The sequence below is a fragment of the Elstera sp. genome, assembly GCF_044372965.1.
In the GTDB taxonomy this organism is placed as follows: Bacteria; Pseudomonadota; Alphaproteobacteria; order Elsterales; family Elsteraceae; genus Elstera.
The window spans coordinates 1-15228 of sequence record NZ_JBILQX010000079.1; the positions used below are offsets into that span (position 1 = coordinate 1).

The window sequence follows — 15228 nt, forward strand, 5'->3', positions numbered from 1 at the left end:
AAGCGCCGGGGCTCGCGCATCGAAGCCCGCCATGTGGCCGAAGTGCTGGCGGGCGATCTCTCCGCCCCCGCCATCGGCGAAGCCGAACCCCGTTAGGAGAAAGCGCAATGCACGCCACCAGTCACGCTTTCGTCGCCAATTCGAAGAAGTCCCTGAACGACGCTACCTTACGCAAAGCCCTCGGGAACATGCGCGGCGGCTTCATCAATAAGCGCGCCGCCACCATCGCTAAAGTGCCGGAATGGGAGCAGTTGCGCGATACGGGCCGCGCCATCAAAGATCATACGCTCGCCCATCTCGATTTTTATCTGGAAGCCTATGAAGCCAAAGTAACCGCCTCGGGCGGGGTGGTCCATTGGGCGCGCACCGCCGAAGAGGCCCGCCAGATCATTCTCGATATTTGCCGCTCGGTGGACGCCAAAACCGTGACCAAGGGCAAGTCGATGATCGGCGAGGAAATCGCCATCAATGATTTTCTGGAGCAAAAGGGCATCACCCCGATCGAAACCGATCTTGGGGAATATATCATCCAGCTTCGGCACGAACCACCCAGCCACATCATCGCCCCCGCCATCCATCTCACCGCCGGCCAGGTGGCCGAAACCTTCCGCAAGTCCCACACTCACCTCGACCCGGCGCGTCCCCTAGACGAGCATCGGGCCTTGCTGGAGGAAGCGCGGGCGGAGTTGCGGGCGAAATATTTCGCCGCCGACGTGGGCATTACCGGCGCAAACTTCCTGATTGCCGAAACCGGCACCAGCGTGATCGTGACCAACGAGGGCAATGGCGATCTCACCCAGCTTCTGCCGAAGGTGCATATCGCCATCGCCAGCCTGGAGAAAATCGTCCCCACGCTGGAAGACGCCACCACGCTGCTGCGCCTGCTGGCGCGCTCGGCGACGGGGCAAGAATTTTCGTCCTACACGACCTTCTCGACCGGCCCGCGCCGGGCAGAAGACCCGGATGGGCCGGAGCAATATCATGTGGTGCTGCTCGACAGTGGCCGCTCCGGTATGCTCGGGTCCGAGTTTCAGGATATGCTGCGCTGTATCCGCTGCTCGGCCTGCATGAACCATTGCCCGGTCTATAATGCCGTCGGCGGCCACGCTTATGGCTGGGTCTATCCCGGCCCGATGGGCTCGGTGCTGACCCCCACATTGATCGGCGTCGATGAAGCCGGGCATCTGCCCAATGCCTCCACCTTCTGCGGCAAGTGCGAGCAGGTGTGCCCGATGAAGATTCCGCTGCCGAAAATGATGCGCCATTGGCGCGAGCGGCAGACGGAAGCGAAACTCTCGCCCAAAGCGATGCGCTGGGGCATCGGGGCCTGGGCCTTTCTGGCCACGCGCCCGATGCTCTACCGGCTGTTCACCCGCACGGTCGCCTTCGGGCTGAAGCTTGCCGCGCGCAAAAAGGGCCGCTTCACCAGCCTGCCGCTCGCGGGCGGCTGGACGCGGGTGCGCGATATGCCCGCGCCGCAAGGCCAAACCTTCCAAGCCCTTTACGCCAAACGCCGGAGCCGCTGATGAGCACCGCCCGCGCCGATATTCTCGATTCCATCCGCCGGTCCTTGGGGCGCGGCGGGCTCGATCCCGCCACCGAAGCCGGGTTGCGCCAGCGCCTCAGCGCCCACCGCCGCCAGATCGGCCTTGCCCGCACCGACAAGGATCACGCCGAACTGGTCGATCTGTTCGAAGAAATGGCGAAGGCGCTTTCGGCGACCGTGAGCCATATCCCCAATAGCGCTGGTGTGCCCGAGGCCGTCGCCACCTATCTGGCCGAGCAGAATCTGCCCGCCCAGGCCGTCGTCGCCCCCGCCCTGCAAAGCGTGCCCTGGGCCGACCGACCCACGCTGGAGCTGCGCTTCGGCAAAGCCGTGAATGAGGATCTGGTCTCGATCACCCCCGTTATCGGGGCGGTGGCGGAAACCGGCACGCTGGTGCTCACCTCCGGCCCGGAGTCGCCGACCACCCTTAATTTCCTGCCCGACACCCATATCGCTGTCGTCAACCGCAGCCAGATCACCGGGCGCTACGAGGATGTGTGGGATAAAATCCGCGATAACGGCGCGCTGCCGCGCACGGTGAATATGATCTCCGGCCCGTCGCGCACGGGCGATATTGAACAGACCATCCAATTAGGCGCGCACGGCCCGCGTCGGCTGCATATCCTCATTCTTGACGAAGCCTAGGCGCGCACTCAGGTTAACGCCTGTCGGGGGTTTCACCCCCGATGCGCCCACCTAAGGGGCTTGCCCCTTGGGAATCCCATTTCTTTTGAAAATAGTCTGCCAAAACGATTCTCATGACGGCTTCCTCCCCCGCCCCCGGTTCCCTAAGGGCCGCCGCCCTTAGGCGGGGGTGCGGGGGCAGCGCCCCCGCCGTCTAAGCATGGCCCCGAAGAAAGAGCCTCCCGCCCCGCGCCCGCGTCGCCTGCGCGCGCTGACCGAGGCGGAGCGAACCCTGTGGCAGCAGATCACCCAGCAGATTACGCCGCTGCGCCCCGCGCCTGCGCCGAAACCCGTGGAGCCGCCGCCTGCGCCCGCGAAAGTACCGGAAGCGCCCATCGCCAGCGTCGGCGGCCCGATGCTCGCGCCTGTCAAACCGGCGGAACCCGCGCCGGTGAAGCGCAAAGGCCCACCGCCGATCAAGGTTGGCAAGCTCGATAATATCGACCGCGCCACCGCCCGGCGGTTCGCCAAGGGCGAGCGCGAGATCGATGGGGTTTTGGATTTGCACGGCATGACCCAGGCCGCCGCCCAAGATCGGCTGATCGATTTTCTGTTGGGGGCCTGGGCGCAGGGCTGGCGCTGCGTGCTAGTGATTACCGGCAAGGGCCAGGAGAAGCCCGACCATCGCCCCTGGCCGGAACCCGAATCGCGCGGTATTCTGCGCCGCGCTCTCCCGCAATGGGTGAATGAGCCGCCGTTGCGCGGCAAAATTCTCGGCATTACTTCCGCCAAACCCCAGCACGGCGGGTCGGGCGCTTTCTATCTGCTGATCCGGCGCGACCGGGACGAGACGAAACGAGGCCCGCGCCCATGACCCCCTTCGGCGAACGCTGCCGCGCCCTGCGCACGACTAAGAAGGTCTCCCTGCGCGCAATGGCCGCCGCCCTGGAAATCAGCCCCGCCTATCTCTCAGCCCTAGAGAACGGCCACCGCGGCCGCCCCTCGCGCGGGCTGGTGCGGCAAATCTGCGACTATTTCGGGCTGATCTGGGACGATGCCGAAGCCATGCAGCGCTTGGCCGACCTCTCCCACCCCCGCGTCACCATCGACACCGCCGGGCTCGACCCGCTGGCGACCGAGCTTGCCAACCGGCTGGCGGAGCGGATCGGGGAGCTCGACCGGGCGACGCTGGCGGAGATTTTGGCGCGGATTTCGAACCCGTAAATCTGAGAGTCCCAGAAAGGGGCGTGCCGAACATTCGGCTGGAGCCGTTCCGTTTACGGATAAGCGCTTATCAGGTTAAGCTGATAGCAACATGCGAAGGTGTAAAGGAGAACTCCAATGACCGAGATGACCCGCTGGACGGTTTCCGTCTCCAAAGATACCGATATCGCCGTGCGCAGTTTCCTCGCCCAGCGGGGGCTGAAAAAAGGCGATCTGTCCAAATTCATCGAAGAGGCCGTAAAATGGCGCGTGCTCGACCAGACCATGGCCGAAGCCCGCCGTAAATTTGCCGACCTGCCATCTGACGATTTGCAGGCGCTCGTCGATGAAGCAACTATTGGCGTGCGTCCAACGCCCAAGGCCGGATAAATCCGTGCGGTTCGTGCTCTGGCGCGAAAATGCGTTCGGCCTTCCTTACCCTGAGCAAGCGAAGGCCGTGAACCGGAAAGCAACCTCATAATAATCCAAAAACCCCCGAAGCCGAGGCTCCGAGGGTTCCGGTTCCCCAAGGGCTCCGGCCCTTGGGCGGGGTGCCGGGGCAGAGCCCCGGCAAAGTTACGCTGCTTTCGCCCGCGTCTTCCACAGCGACAGCAGGATCGAGCCGCCGATGAGGCTGACGGTTAGGCCCAAGGCCAGCGGCGTCGGCATTTTCCACACATCGACCAGCACCATTTTCGTGCCCACGAGGACCAGCACCAGGGCGAGACCGTATTTCAGGTACTCGAAGCGGTGGATGATGCCCGCCAGCGCGAAATAGAGGGCGCGCAGGCCGAGGATGGCAAAGACGTTGCTGGTGTAGACGATGAACGGATCGGTGGTGATCGCGAAGATCGCCGGGATCGAGTCCACCGCGAAGACGAGATCGGTGAATTCCACCAGAATCAGCGCCAGGAACAGCGGCGTCATATACAGCAGCTTATCACGGCGGACCCAGAAGGCGCGGCCTTCATAGTTTTCCGTCACGCGGAAGTGCTTGCGGCAGAAGCGAATGATCGGGTGGTTCGCGGGATCGGGCTCTTTATCGGCCGTGATCACCATTTTGATCCCGGTGATGATAAGGAAGCCACCGAACACATAGATCAGCCAATGCAGCTCCATAATCAGCGCGGTGCCCGCGAAGATCATGATGGCCCGCATCACCAGCGCGCCGAGGATACCCCAGAACAGCACGCGGTGCTGATACTGCGGCGGCACGGCGAGGCTGCCGAAAATCAGGGCGATAACGAACACATTATCGAGCGACAGGCTTTTTTCGATAAGGTAGCCGGTCAAAAACTCCAGCGCTTTGGCTTCGCCAAGGGTGAAATAAATCCCGACGTTAAACAGAAGCGCGATAGCGATATAGAAGCCGCTGAGCCGCAACGCTTCAGGGACGGAAATCGTGCGTTCTTTTTTGTTCAACACGCCCAGGTCGAACGCGAGAAGAACGAGAACAAGGGCGTTGAAGCCAAGCCACGCCCAAATAGGCATATCCATAAGAATCATCCGACTGCGGTGATGCCCGTCGGCATCAGAGCCCGGAAAAAGGCTCCGGGAGGATAATCCGACATCACGGTTGCGACCAACCGTCAGAGGGGCCCGGATCACAGGTTAGAGCGTACATGGCCCAGGCCGCCGCGCGCTTCAAGCCTCCCCTCGCGATATTTTTTTCACACGGGCGCGCGTGCATTTGAAGGCGCGTTTTGGCCGCAAACGCGGGTTGATTCGCGCCAACTGCGCCTGTTTCGCACTGCAATAGCCAGTTTTAACACACTTTTTATGTGACAGACCTGTTATGGCGATGTAACAAAACCATAACCGTCCGCGCGTAAGAGACGGCAATCACTTTCATTGGGGGAAGCTCACATGCGGTCATTTATTGCGGCGCTCAGCCTGGGTACGGTTCTCAGCGTTTCGGCGCTAGCGGCTCCGGTCGAAATTCAGTGGTGGCATGCGATGACGGGCGCGAATAACGATCGCGTCAATCAGATCGTCGAGGCGTTCAACGCTTCGCAAGCTGATTATAAGGTCGTCGCAACGTTCAAATCGAACGATTACACCGAACTGATGAACCAAACGATTGCCGCCTATCGCGCCGGCAATGCGCCGCACATCACCCAGGTGTTCGAAGTCGGCACGGCCACGATGATGGCCGCCAAGGGTGCCGTGAAGCCGGTGTTTGAGTTGATGGCCGAAGCGGGCGAAAAGTTCGATCCGAAATCCTTCCTGCCCGCCATCACTGGTTACTATTCGACCGCCGACGGCAAGATGCTGTCGATGCCGTTCAATAGCTCGACCCCGATTTTCTACTACAATAAGGATGCTTTCGCCAAAGCCGGTCTGGACCCCGAAAAGGCCCCGAAAACCTGGCCGGAAGCTTTCGATGCCGCGAAGAAAATCCGCGCCTCGGGCCACCCCTGCGGCATCACCACGGCGTGGGTGACGTGGACCCAGATGGAAGCCTTCAGCGCGTGGCACAATATTCCGTACGGCACCCAAGCCAATGGCTTCAAGGGTTTCGATACGGAGTTCAAGTTCAACAATCCGACGGTGATCAAGCACTTCGAGACGCTGAACGAAATGCAAAAGGACGGCACGTTTAAGTACGGTGGCCGCACCACGCAGCCGGAAGGCCTGTTCCTGTCGGGCGAATGCGCGATGATCGCCACCTCCTCGGGTTTCTTGGGTAATCTCGCGCGCAACGCGAAGTTCAACTTCGCCACCGGCATGCTGCCCTATTATCCGGATGTCGCCGGCGCGCCGCAAAATTCGATCATCGGCGGGGCGACCCTGTGGGTGTTAGGTGGCAAGAAGGCCGACGAGTATAAGGGCGTCGCCAAATTCTTCACGCATCTGTCGCAGCTTGACGTGCAGATCGTGAACCATCAGCAGACGGGCTATCTGCCGGTGACGATCGCCGCCTATGAAGAAACCAAAAAGTCGGGCTTCTACGAAAAGAATCCGGGCCGCGAAACGCCGATCCTGCAACTGCAGAACAAGGCCCCGACCGAAAATTCCATGGGCGTGCGCTTCGGCAATCTGCCGAAAATCCGCGACCTGATCATGGATGAAGTCGAAGCCGCCTTCGCCGGTAAAATCACCGTGAAGCAGGCGATGGATAATGCCGTTGCCAGCGGTAACGAAGAGTTGCGCCGGTTCGAGCGCACCGCGAAGAACTAAGCCTTTACATCGTCGATGGGGGCGGGAAGATCACTTCCCGCCCTTTTTTGCTTTTGACCCCGTGGGGGTATCGTGACACCAGCATCTGCCGCCCAGGCCCCGTTTTCCAATAAGCTGCTGCCGCTGCTGTTGCTGCTGCCGCAACTTCTGGTAACGCTGGTCTTTTTCTACTGGCCGTCCGTACAGGCGGTGCAGCAGTCGCTTTATATCGAAGACCCCTTCGGCCTCAGTTCCGAGTTCGCGGGCCTCGCGAATTTCACCGCGCTGTTCAAAGACGCGCGCTATGTGGATGCGTTTCTACGCAGCCTCTTTTTCAGCGCCGCTGTCTCGGCCCTCTCGCTCAGCCTATCGTTGCTGCTGGCGGTTTGTGCCGACCGGGTGGTACGGGGCGCGACGACATATAAAACGCTGCTGCTGCTGCCCTACGCTATCGCCCCGGCGCTGGCGGGCGTGACATGGATGTTCGTTGTCCATCCCTCCATCGGTATCATTGGCCGCGCCTTGATTGCCATGGGGGTCGAGTGGAACTATCTGCTGAATGGCAATCAGGCGATGGGGCTCGTCATCTTCGCCGCCGCCTGGAAGCAGATCAGCTATAATTTCATTTTCTTCCTCGCGGGGCTCCAGTCCATCCCGCACTCGCTGATGGAAGCCGCAGCGATTGATGGCGCAGGGCCCGGTAAGCGGTTCCGCGATATCGTTTTCCCGCTGCTCTCACCCACCGCCTTCTTTTTGCTGGTGGTGAATATCGTCTATGCCTTCTTCGAAACCTTCGGCGTGATCCACGCCGTCACCAGCGGCGGGCCGTCCAAATCCACCGAAATTCTGGTTTATAAGGTGTATTCCGATGGGGTTGTGGGGCTCGATATTGGCGGCTCGGCGGCGCAATCGGTCATTCTCATGGTGATCGTGATTGGGCTGACCTTCGTGCAGTTCCGCTATGTTGAACGGAAGGTGCATTACTAATGGTCGAAAACCGCCCGCTCGCCACCTTCTTCGCCCATCTGGTGCTGATTTTGGGGGTGATTATCGTCACCTTTCCGATTTTCTACACCTTCATTGCCTCCACCTACGAGGGGGCGGACGTTGCCACCGGGCGCGTTGGCCTGCTGCCGAGTAGCAACGGGGTGGAGAATTATTGGCTGGCCCTCACCGCCGGCGCCCGCTTCACGGCGCAAAACCCCGCCTGGCACATGCTAATGAACTCCGCCATCATGGCCGTGACCATTGCCGTGGGGAAAATCATCATCTCCCTGCTCTCGGCCTATGCCGTGGTCTACTTCCGTTTTCCGGGGCGGATGCTGGCCTTTTGGGCGATTTTCCTCACGCTGATGCTACCGGTGGAAGTGCGCATTCTGCCCACCTATAAGGTGATTGCGGATCTGAATATGCTCGACTCTTACGCCGGGCTCACGATTCCGCTGATCGCCTCGGCCACGGCGACACTGCTGTTCCGCCAGTTCTTCATGACCATTCCGCCCGAATTGGTAGAAGCCGCGAAGATCGATGGCGCGGGGCCGCTGAAATTTTTCCGCGATATTCTGTTGCCGCTGTCGGTGACGAATATCGCCGCGCTGTTCGTGATTTTGTTCATCTACGGCTGGAACCAGTATTTGTGGCCGCTGCTCATCACCACCTCGGGCGGGATGGATACGGTTGTCATCGGGATGAAAAAGATGATCGGCGGCGACGATACCCAAACCGATTGGGGCATTGTCATGGCCACCACCATTCTTGCCATGCTGCCGCCGATTCTCGTGATTCTCGTTATGCAGCGCTGGTTCGTTAAGGGCCTTGTGGAACAGGAGAAATAAGATGGCCCAAGTCACGCTCGATACCATTCGCAAGAGCTTCGGCGACACGCATATTCTGCACGGCATTTCCTGCGCCATCCGCGACGGCGAATTTATCGTCGTCGTCGGCCCCTCGGGCTGCGGGAAATCGACCCTGTTGCGCATCGTCGCGGGGCTCGAAACCGCCACCTCGGGCAGCATCACTATCGGCGACCGCGAGGTCAGCAAACTGGAGCCGAAAGACCGCGATATTGCGATGGTCTTCCAGAATTACGCGCTCTACCCCCACATGACCGTCGCCGATAATATGGCCTATGGCCTGAAAAATCGCGGTATGGACAAGGCCGAGATTGAAACCCGCGTGGCGCAAGCCGCCGAAATTCTGCAACTCGGCCCGTATCTTGCCCGCAAACCCAAGCAGCTTTCCGGCGGGCAGCGCCAGCGCGTCGCCATGGGCCGGGCGATTGTGCGCGAGCCCAAGCTGTTTCTATTCGACGAGCCGCTCTCGAACCTCGACGCCAAGTTGCGCGTGCAAATGCGCGTCGAGATCAAGAAGCTCCAACAGCGCCTCGGCGTTACTGCCCTCTACGTTACCCACGATCAGGTCGAAGCCATGACCATGGCCGACCGGCTGATTGTGCTGAAAGACGGGCAAGCCGAACAAATCGGCGCGCCGCTGGAGCTCTACGCCCGCCCCGAAACGATTTTCGTTGCGGGCTTCATCGGCTCCCCCGCCATGAACCTGCTGCCGGGCGAGATCACCGAGGCCGGGGCCGTCCGCCTCGCCAGCGGCCCAACCTTGGAGTTGGCTGAACCGCTGCCGGACTCGGCAGGTCGAAAGGTGCTGCTCGGGGTGCGCCCGGAACATCTCGGCGTGCGCTCGGGCGGGGCCTTCGCCGTCACCGTTGATCTGGTGGAAGCCCTCGGGGCCGACACCCTCGTCTACGCGACGCTGGCCGACGGCACCGCCTTCACCGCCCGTCTCGACGGCGCGCAGGTGGTGGCGCGCGGCGACCAACTGGCGCTCTCACCGACGCAGGCGCTGCATGTGTTCGACGCGGGGACGGGGAAGCGGGTGAACTGAGAATGTTGGTCGGGGCGCTGCCCCGACGCCCCGCTTGAGGGCCGGTTGGCCCTTAAGAATCCCGTTTTAGGGATAGCTTTCCGAAGTTCTCGGACCATTTCAGGAAAAAGTAATTGGATTCTCAGGGGCCAACCGGCCCTTGAGTGGGGTTTGGGGCAAAGCCCCATCAATATTCCCCCTACGCCGCCGCCTTCTCCTCCGGCTCGTCCGCCAAGATCGAGCGGATAAACGTCTGCACCGCGCCATCAAGCGCAGAACCATCACGCGCCACCACGCGGGCGTTACCGTGGACGCGCACCGCCGACTGGCCGGTTTCGCCCGCCGCATCGATCACTTGGCCAACGGTGCGCACCACGTCGCTGGTAGTTTCGGCGGCGACGAGGGAGTTATGGGCGATTTTGGCGGTCGCCGTTTCCTGGTGCTGCACGGCGGTCGCAATCGTGCCGCTGATCGCAGTGAGTTCGCTGATGGTGCTGTTGATCGTCGCCATCGCCCGCACGGTTTCCGCCGTTGCGGATTGAATGGCGGTGATCTGCTGGGTGATATCTTCGGTGGCGCGCGCGGTTTGGGCGGCGAGGTTTTTGACTTCGCCCGCAACCACGGCAAAGCCTTTCCCGGCATCGCCCGCGCGCGCGGCTTCAATGGTGGCATTGAGCGCCAGCAAATTCGTTTGCCCAGCAATCGACTGGATCAGTTGCACGACCTCGCCGATGCGATGCGCAGCTTCCGCCAGCACCTGTACCGTGCCGCTGGTTTCTTCCGCCGCCGCCGCGCCCTTATGGGCGATTTCGGTGGAATGGGTGACGCGCTCGGCGATATCGGCAATCGATCCACGGAGTTGATCGGTGGCCTGCGCCACATTCTTGACGTTGGCGGACGCTTGCCGCACCGCATCGGCGACCGAAACCGCCTGATGATTGGTTTGATCCGCCAGCGCCGCCATCGACCCCGCCGAACTTTCGAGATCCTGCGAGGCTTGGCGCAACCCGGTGAGTACGCCGCGCACCAGCCCTTCGAAGGATTCGGCGATTTGCAGGCGGCGCGCGCGGGCCTTTTCTTCCATCGCGTCGAGATAGGCGGTGGTCATCACGTCAAGATCGAGCATCGCTACGCGGTTGACCGCGGTGATCGCCTCGGTCAGCGTCTCGCGCTTCCAGCGGAAATGCCCGGTGAGCACTTCGATGATGCGGTTGACGACAAACACTTTGCCGCCCATGAACCAGCGCGGTTCCCACTTAATCTTAGCGAACATATGCCCCAGGGCGCGGGCTTTTTCGAAATACTCGGCATCAAAACTCGCTTGAAGCTGGGCGACCCAACTATCGACCGCGCCTTTTTTGATGCGCTGGGCGGTTTCGGGATTGGCCCCAAACGTGGCCTTGCCCGCCGGAACGCTGAGGATTTTTTGAAAATACTCCTCGATAATCCGCTCCAGATGGGGCTGAACAATCGGCAGCAGGCTCCGCAATGTCGCGCAGGTTTTCGCATCGATCCCGAGAAAGCGAAACCGCAAATCCTGCGCCTCGGCGGCGCGCATCGACTGTACGGTTGTCGACTGGGCGGTTTGGGTAAGGGGAGTGGGATCGCGCATAAGACCTCCAAGCGGCATACTTACAGCGATTATCCGCTAAATCACTCTTAAAAATCAAATGAATAGCGTGAATACGCTAGTATATTCACCCGAAAACAGAGATAAACCCTCCGCTAACTCTCGTCATTAAGAACCTTCTCTATGTGCTTGCGCGCAGTATCGTAGGCATGATCATAAACAGCGATATCTTCTACGAAATATTCAAAATAGCTTCTCTGAACGGCAATTTCGATTGGCTCCAAGCGTACTTGATTATAGCCATTATCCTTTAGTTTCCCGTCCTTGATCCAGGCATTGACCATTTCGATTGAGTGGATCTGCTGGCCATAGGTGGCATTGAACCAAAGCTCCGTTTGGAAATCCTGGATTTCCGTATAGTTTTACGGCGCGCGCCCAAGCCAAGCGTAAGCCTGCGGGCGGGCGATGAAGAGAATATCCGCGTCCACCATCTCGGACAGAATGAACTGCCGAACGTAAGCGCCGTCGATACGCTGCCGGGGCGCTTCGCTCGGACCAAAGCCATAGGCGTTAAGCCAGAGGGCATCGCGGACACTCTCAGCCGTGATCGATTCATAGACCACGCGCGGGCCGTGCGGACCTGCGCGCTCAGGTTCGACCCGAACGCCTTCTTGCCCTTCCCCCGATAGGCCGCGCGCCTGCCAAAGGGTACGCAAATAGGCCCAGCCCGCCGGATTGGCGTGGACGATTTCATACCCATCGTCAGGATCGAAGCTATTGAAGAAAATCGCAATATCGTCGGCTCGATTGAACGTATCGGCGATGTCGGCAAAGGCCGCATCGGTGCGCAACGGCACCCAGGTTTGCGCCGGCGCGACCCGATCGGCCCAGGCTTTCGTATCGCGCGGATCGAAGGGTTGGGCCCAGCGCTGCCAATATTCTTGCAACGCGGGCCGAAAAACACCCGGCAGACCTTGGGTGACGATCTTTAGCCAATTGGCAACCGGCATCGTCGGCGGAAAGGCCCGCGCGGCCTTAATCGACGCCTCAAGTTCCGTGCGCAGATCGTCGCCCTTCAGCCAGCGCGCCGCCCATTCGATCATCCCGGAGGTGCAGGAGAGAACCTGGGGCCGCAGCCCGAGCGTGCGCATCGCCTGCAAGACCCCGACACCATGGGCATTGGAGCCGCCGAGCCCCCCCAGCGCGAGCCCGATCTTCTTACCCGAGGCGTTTACCACCGTCCCCTGCACCATCCCGCGCCCCTACCCGATTCCGTCAAAGCCTATGCTTATGGTGGCAGGGCACGCGAGCCAAAACAACTTAAACCAGCAAACTTTTGACATGACGCAAAAGCTTCACCTTAGAAAGCTCTGCTAAGCCGACGGCATCGCCTCGAAATGCCGAACGAGATGGGTGAGCGCTTGGCGAAGCGCCGCTTCGGCTTGCCCCTTCGCCAGGCGTTTTTGTTCGGCCCAATCGGCGAGCGGCAACCCTAGACAGCAGACGTGAACGATCAGCGGCGATAACAGCACGGGGACCGCGCGCATCGCCGTGCGATAGGCCGCCCGCGCAATCAGCGCTTCCGGCGAGGGATGGAGCGGATCGGCCGCACCCGTGTCGCCACCAGGTCCGCCCCGCGCCCAGCTTTCAAATTCAGCCGCCGAGAAAACCTCGGCCAGATGCTCGGCGGCGGCCTGTTGATCTGGCGTTAGATCGGGCATTGTGCGGGCGCTCGCCGGGCGCGGCGGCACCTCCCGTCGCGTCCCCAAACCTGGCACGAGGCCCGCGCGCCGCCCCCCTATCTCCTCCTCAGCAACCTTCATTCCGCGCACCTGGGCCATGATTGCCTTACTGCGCAGCGAACTCCGCAACCCTCGTTGTATGACGCTCATCGGGCTCTCCTGCGCGCTTCGGTCGCGCTTTCTTGAAATGTTCTCGTTTTTGTTATGTACCATTTTGGTTGATTTCCCGTCAATCCGAAATCTTTTCTTGCACCAAAACGGAACGAGCCTATAGTGCCGGAATGGAAAATCGGCTGCGCTATTGGCGAACCCATCGCGGCCTCACGCTCGAACAATTGGCTGAAGCGGCCCAAACATCGCATCAGCAAATTATGCGCCTCGAGCGGGGCGAGCGGCGGTTGACGCTGGAGTGGATGATCAGGCTTGCCCAACCCTTGGGGGTCGAGCCGCGCGATCTGCTGCCCGAGACAGCGCCTGAAGCCGAAACTGTCAATCCTCCGGCGCGCGCCGCCTCACGCCCCTCCCCGGTCGGTCGCGCCCCGCGCGCGATGGCAAGCGGTGGCCTTGCCCCTGATCTTATTCCCGTTCGTGGGGCCGCCAGGGGGGGGCTTGAGCAGGAAATGTTTTTAGAAGACGGGCCGATCGACTATGCCCCCCGCCCGCCCTGCTTGGCCCAGGCCCGCGACGCTTATGCGCTCTATGTGGTTGGCGACAGTATGGTGCCGCGCTTTCGCCCCGGCATGCTGCTGTTCGTCAATCCCCATCGGCCCGTGCGTCGGGAAGCCGCGGTCGTCGTGATCAAACACAATTCGGTGGTGCTGATTAAGGAGTATGTTGAGCTCAAAGAGGACCGGCTGATTTTGCACCAATACAATCCTGGCTGTTTTTTAGAAATCTTGCGCAATGAAATTACCAGCTTTCACTGTGTCGTCGGCTCGGAGGAAGCATGATTATCCGTCCTTTCGTTCGTTCACGAAGCAAAGCGCTTTGACTCTCGTCATACATACGGTATTAAGTTTGAATTAAGATCAAAATCCGAAAAAGATCGGGTCGAGAGAAAACGGCGGTCCTAGGACTGCAGCGCCGACACCAGAAGGGGCGTAGGCCGGTATGAGCGACGGACAGGGTAACACAGCAGGAAAAGCCTTATCGCGGGCCGCAAGCCCGGACATGGCGAAACTCGACCATGATATCCGCACGCGCTTTGCGCGGCGGACGGGCGATATGTCGGCCTTTCTTCAGCAGTGGATTCGTCTAGACGAAGCCCAGCACATGTTTTTTAATTTTCGCGGCATTAAGGGCGAAAACTACCTGCAATTTTGCTTGGCGAATGGCGACATTGATATGGCGCTGCCGATTGCGCAAATGTGCGCTTTCTATGCCGAAAGTACAGATGCAGAAAAAGTTGCAGGCTTTCTGAACCACATCGACACAGAGAGCAATGATATTTGGCATTATCTCGCTGACAACTTGAAAGAAAGCGAGGATGACGACTCGCTCGCCATTGCTCAGCTTCTGGTTCAGCTTGAAATTGACTATTGCCGCAAAAATGATCAGGACGAAAGCCCACTGGCGCGCCTCTTGGTACCTACGCCGCGCTGGCCGTCGGTTAACTCCATGCTGCTGGCAAAGCAACTGACCATCGATGAAATCGAAGCCTCGTTCCCGTCCCATGTAACGCAGAACGAACAGATCAAAGCGGAGATTATGGCCGGCATCTTCTTCTCTGATCTTGCGGAGAATGAGGCGCGCCTATCGAGCAATATGATCTATTTCGCCACCCATTCGAAATCGGAAATGCCGGATCGCCTGTCGATTGCGCGCTCTATTTTCGATTATGCGGGCGGCAAGCGGTCCGAGACGGTTTTGATGAAGATGATCGAAACCGAACACAAGGATGTCTTTGAAAAGGCTTTGGAGTTTCTGTCCGGAATTGCCGATCAGGTCTGTAAAGCAGCGGCTAAGGGCGACAATCAACTCGCAAAAGCCCAGGCCCAGGCCTATATCTATCGCCGGATCGGTCGCAAGAATCGCATCTTCCAAGGCACGCTGATGAAGGCGGTTCTGGCCGACCGGCCCGCCTATATCTCCTCCCTGCTGCGCCTGCTGGTGAACGAGCCCGTCGTGGTCGCAAAGCAAAATGCGCGCGGTGAGACCGAACGCGAACTGCTTGTGATGGACAAAACGTCGCCTTCGCCCGCCAACCCAGCCCTGTCGCTGCTGTTGCAGCAAGATGCGCGTGGCAATCTCGCCTTCCACCAAGCCGTGATGATGAACCGGGCCGATTGCCTACGCAAACTCTTCTACGGTCTGTCTCTGGTGGATGTTCATGCGATTCTCTGCCGCATCCCGAACCGCTTCAATCTGACCGTCGCCGATCTGCTCTCGCAGCAAGCGGCGTTCCAAAAACTCTCCGCCGAGGTCAAAGCCAAGCGCATGACCATTGAAGACGCGCAGCAGTGGATGGCGCAGATCAAAACCGTGGATCGGCGCATTGTCGAGTTTCT

General features: G+C 60.2%; 15 protein-coding genes. 11 read left to right on the top strand and 4 right to left on the bottom strand.

Annotated elements, in window-relative coordinates; genetic code table 11:
- The first annotated feature begins 107 nt into the window (after window positions 1-107).
- The 5 genes from ACIQ36_RS11255 to ACIQ36_RS11275 all read left to right on the top strand — a co-directional run bounded on the left by ACIQ36_RS11255 (window position 108) and on the right by ACIQ36_RS11275 (window position 3763).
- Window positions 108-1526, top strand: a complete 1419-nt coding sequence (locus ACIQ36_RS11255) for a LutB/LldF family L-lactate oxidation iron-sulfur protein (RefSeq protein ID WP_395829227.1) — start codon at window positions 108-110, stop codon at window positions 1524-1526.
- The gene (locus tag ACIQ36_RS11260; protein WP_395829229.1) at window positions 1526-2191 is read left to right on the top strand and encodes a lactate utilization protein C; all 666 of its coding nucleotides are present in this window, start codon (window positions 1526-1528) and stop codon (window positions 2189-2191) included. The genes ACIQ36_RS11255 and ACIQ36_RS11260 overlap by 1 nt, the downstream gene beginning before the upstream one ends.
- A gap of 199 nt (window positions 2192-2390) precedes the next feature.
- Window positions 2391-3044, top strand: coding sequence for a Smr/MutS family protein (locus ACIQ36_RS11265; protein WP_395829231.1), 654 nt, complete (start codon window positions 2391-2393; stop codon window positions 3042-3044).
- Window positions 3041-3394, top strand: a complete 354-nt coding sequence (locus ACIQ36_RS11270; protein WP_395829233.1) for a helix-turn-helix domain-containing protein — start codon at window positions 3041-3043, stop codon at window positions 3392-3394. The genes ACIQ36_RS11265 and ACIQ36_RS11270 overlap by 4 nt, the downstream gene beginning before the upstream one ends.
- 117 nt (window positions 3395-3511) lie before the next feature.
- Window positions 3512-3763: a ribbon-helix-helix domain-containing protein gene (locus tag ACIQ36_RS11275; RefSeq protein WP_395829235.1), complete on the top strand. Its 252-nt coding sequence runs from the start codon at window positions 3512-3514 to the stop codon at window positions 3761-3763.
- Window positions 3764-3949: 186 nt separating this feature from the next.
- Here the strand turns inward: ACIQ36_RS11275 and ACIQ36_RS11280 are convergent, their stop codons facing one another.
- Window positions 3950-4870 carry a TerC family protein gene (locus ACIQ36_RS11280; protein WP_395829237.1) on the bottom strand — a complete coding sequence of 307 codons (921 nt, stop codon included), beginning with the start codon at window positions 4868-4870 and terminating at the stop codon, window positions 3950-3952.
- A 369-nt stretch (window positions 4871-5239) separates the two neighbouring features.
- Between ACIQ36_RS11280 and ugpB the strand changes: the two genes are divergently transcribed.
- The 4 genes from ugpB (at window position 5240) to ACIQ36_RS11300 (ending at window position 9430) form a co-directional block, all read left to right on the top strand.
- Complete coding sequence (gene ugpB, locus ACIQ36_RS11285; protein WP_395829238.1) at window positions 5240-6553, top strand: sn-glycerol-3-phosphate ABC transporter substrate-binding protein UgpB; 1314 nt, start codon at window positions 5240-5242, stop codon at window positions 6551-6553.
- A 72-nt stretch (window positions 6554-6625) separates the two neighbouring features.
- The gene (gene ugpA, locus ACIQ36_RS11290; protein ID WP_395829240.1) at window positions 6626-7519 is read left to right on the top strand and encodes a sn-glycerol-3-phosphate ABC transporter permease UgpA; all 894 of its coding nucleotides are present in this window, start codon (window positions 6626-6628) and stop codon (window positions 7517-7519) included.
- Entirely contained in the window at window positions 7519-8367 is an 849-nt protein-coding gene (gene ugpE, locus ACIQ36_RS11295; RefSeq protein WP_395829242.1) for a sn-glycerol-3-phosphate ABC transporter permease UgpE, read from the top strand. The genes ugpA and ugpE overlap by 1 nt, the downstream gene beginning before the upstream one ends.
- A gap of 1 nt (window position 8368) precedes the next feature.
- Window positions 8369-9430 (top strand): sn-glycerol-3-phosphate import ATP-binding protein UgpC, encoded by a 1062-nt coding sequence (locus ACIQ36_RS11300; RefSeq protein ID WP_395829244.1) that lies wholly within the window; start codon window positions 8369-8371, stop codon window positions 9428-9430.
- 178 nt (window positions 9431-9608) lie between these two features.
- On the opposite strand, the gene ACIQ36_RS11305 is transcribed toward ACIQ36_RS11300, so the two are convergent.
- From ACIQ36_RS11305 to ACIQ36_RS11315, 3 genes are all read right to left on the bottom strand, one after another.
- Window positions 9609-11021 carry a methyl-accepting chemotaxis protein gene (locus tag ACIQ36_RS11305; protein ID WP_395829246.1) on the bottom strand — a complete coding sequence of 471 codons (1413 nt, stop codon included), beginning with the start codon at window positions 11019-11021 and terminating at the stop codon, window positions 9609-9611.
- A gap of 380 nt (window positions 11022-11401) precedes the next feature.
- Window positions 11402-12232: a hypothetical protein gene (locus tag ACIQ36_RS11310; RefSeq protein WP_395829248.1), complete on the bottom strand. Its 831-nt coding sequence runs from the start codon at window positions 12230-12232 to the stop codon at window positions 11402-11404.
- A gap of 120 nt (window positions 12233-12352) precedes the next feature.
- Window positions 12353-12871, bottom strand: a complete 519-nt coding sequence (locus tag ACIQ36_RS11315) for a DUF6456 domain-containing protein (protein ID WP_395829250.1) — start codon at window positions 12869-12871, stop codon at window positions 12353-12355.
- A 131-nt stretch (window positions 12872-13002) separates the two neighbouring features.
- Here ACIQ36_RS11315 and ACIQ36_RS11320 point away from each other — a divergent pair, with 131 nt between their 5' ends.
- Both ACIQ36_RS11320 and ACIQ36_RS11325 read left to right on the top strand, forming a co-directional pair.
- Window positions 13003-13671: an XRE family transcriptional regulator gene (locus ACIQ36_RS11320; protein ID WP_395829252.1), complete on the top strand. Its 669-nt coding sequence runs from the start codon at window positions 13003-13005 to the stop codon at window positions 13669-13671.
- A 160-nt stretch (window positions 13672-13831) separates the two neighbouring features.
- A partial coding sequence (locus tag ACIQ36_RS11325; protein WP_395829253.1) for a hypothetical protein occupies window positions 13832-15228 on the top strand: 1397 nt, incomplete at its 3' end.

Coding starts and splice junctions, on each gene's coding strand:
- ACIQ36_RS11280 (WP_395829237.1), bottom strand. CDS start 4,870: ATGGATATGCCTATTTGGGCGTGGCTTGGCTTCAACGCCCTTGTTCTC.
- ACIQ36_RS11275 (WP_395829235.1), top strand. CDS start 3,512: ATGACCGAGATGACCCGCTGGACGGTTTCCGTCTCCAAAGATACCGAT.
- ACIQ36_RS11300 (WP_395829244.1), top strand. CDS start 8,369: ATGGCCCAAGTCACGCTCGATACCATTCGCAAGAGCTTCGGCGACACG.
- ACIQ36_RS11315 (WP_395829250.1), bottom strand. CDS start 12,871: ATGAGCGTCATACAACGAGGGTTGCGGAGTTCGCTGCGCAGTAAGGCA.
- ACIQ36_RS11260 (WP_395829229.1), top strand. CDS start 1,526: ATGAGCACCGCCCGCGCCGATATTCTCGATTCCATCCGCCGGTCCTTG.
- ACIQ36_RS11310 (WP_395829248.1), bottom strand. CDS start 12,232: ATGGTGCAGGGGACGGTGGTAAACGCCTCGGGTAAGAAGATCGGGCTC.
- ACIQ36_RS11320 (WP_395829252.1), top strand. CDS start 13,003: ATGGAAAATCGGCTGCGCTATTGGCGAACCCATCGCGGCCTCACGCTC.
- ACIQ36_RS11270 (WP_395829233.1), top strand. CDS start 3,041: ATGACCCCCTTCGGCGAACGCTGCCGCGCCCTGCGCACGACTAAGAAG.
- ugpE (WP_395829242.1), top strand. CDS start 7,519: ATGGTCGAAAACCGCCCGCTCGCCACCTTCTTCGCCCATCTGGTGCTG.
- ACIQ36_RS11265 (WP_395829231.1), top strand. CDS start 2,391: ATGGCCCCGAAGAAAGAGCCTCCCGCCCCGCGCCCGCGTCGCCTGCGC.
- ACIQ36_RS11305 (WP_395829246.1), bottom strand. CDS start 11,021: ATGCGCGATCCCACTCCCCTTACCCAAACCGCCCAGTCGACAACCGTA.
- ugpB (WP_395829238.1), top strand. CDS start 5,240: ATGCGGTCATTTATTGCGGCGCTCAGCCTGGGTACGGTTCTCAGCGTT.
- ACIQ36_RS11255 (WP_395829227.1), top strand. CDS start 108: ATGCACGCCACCAGTCACGCTTTCGTCGCCAATTCGAAGAAGTCCCTG.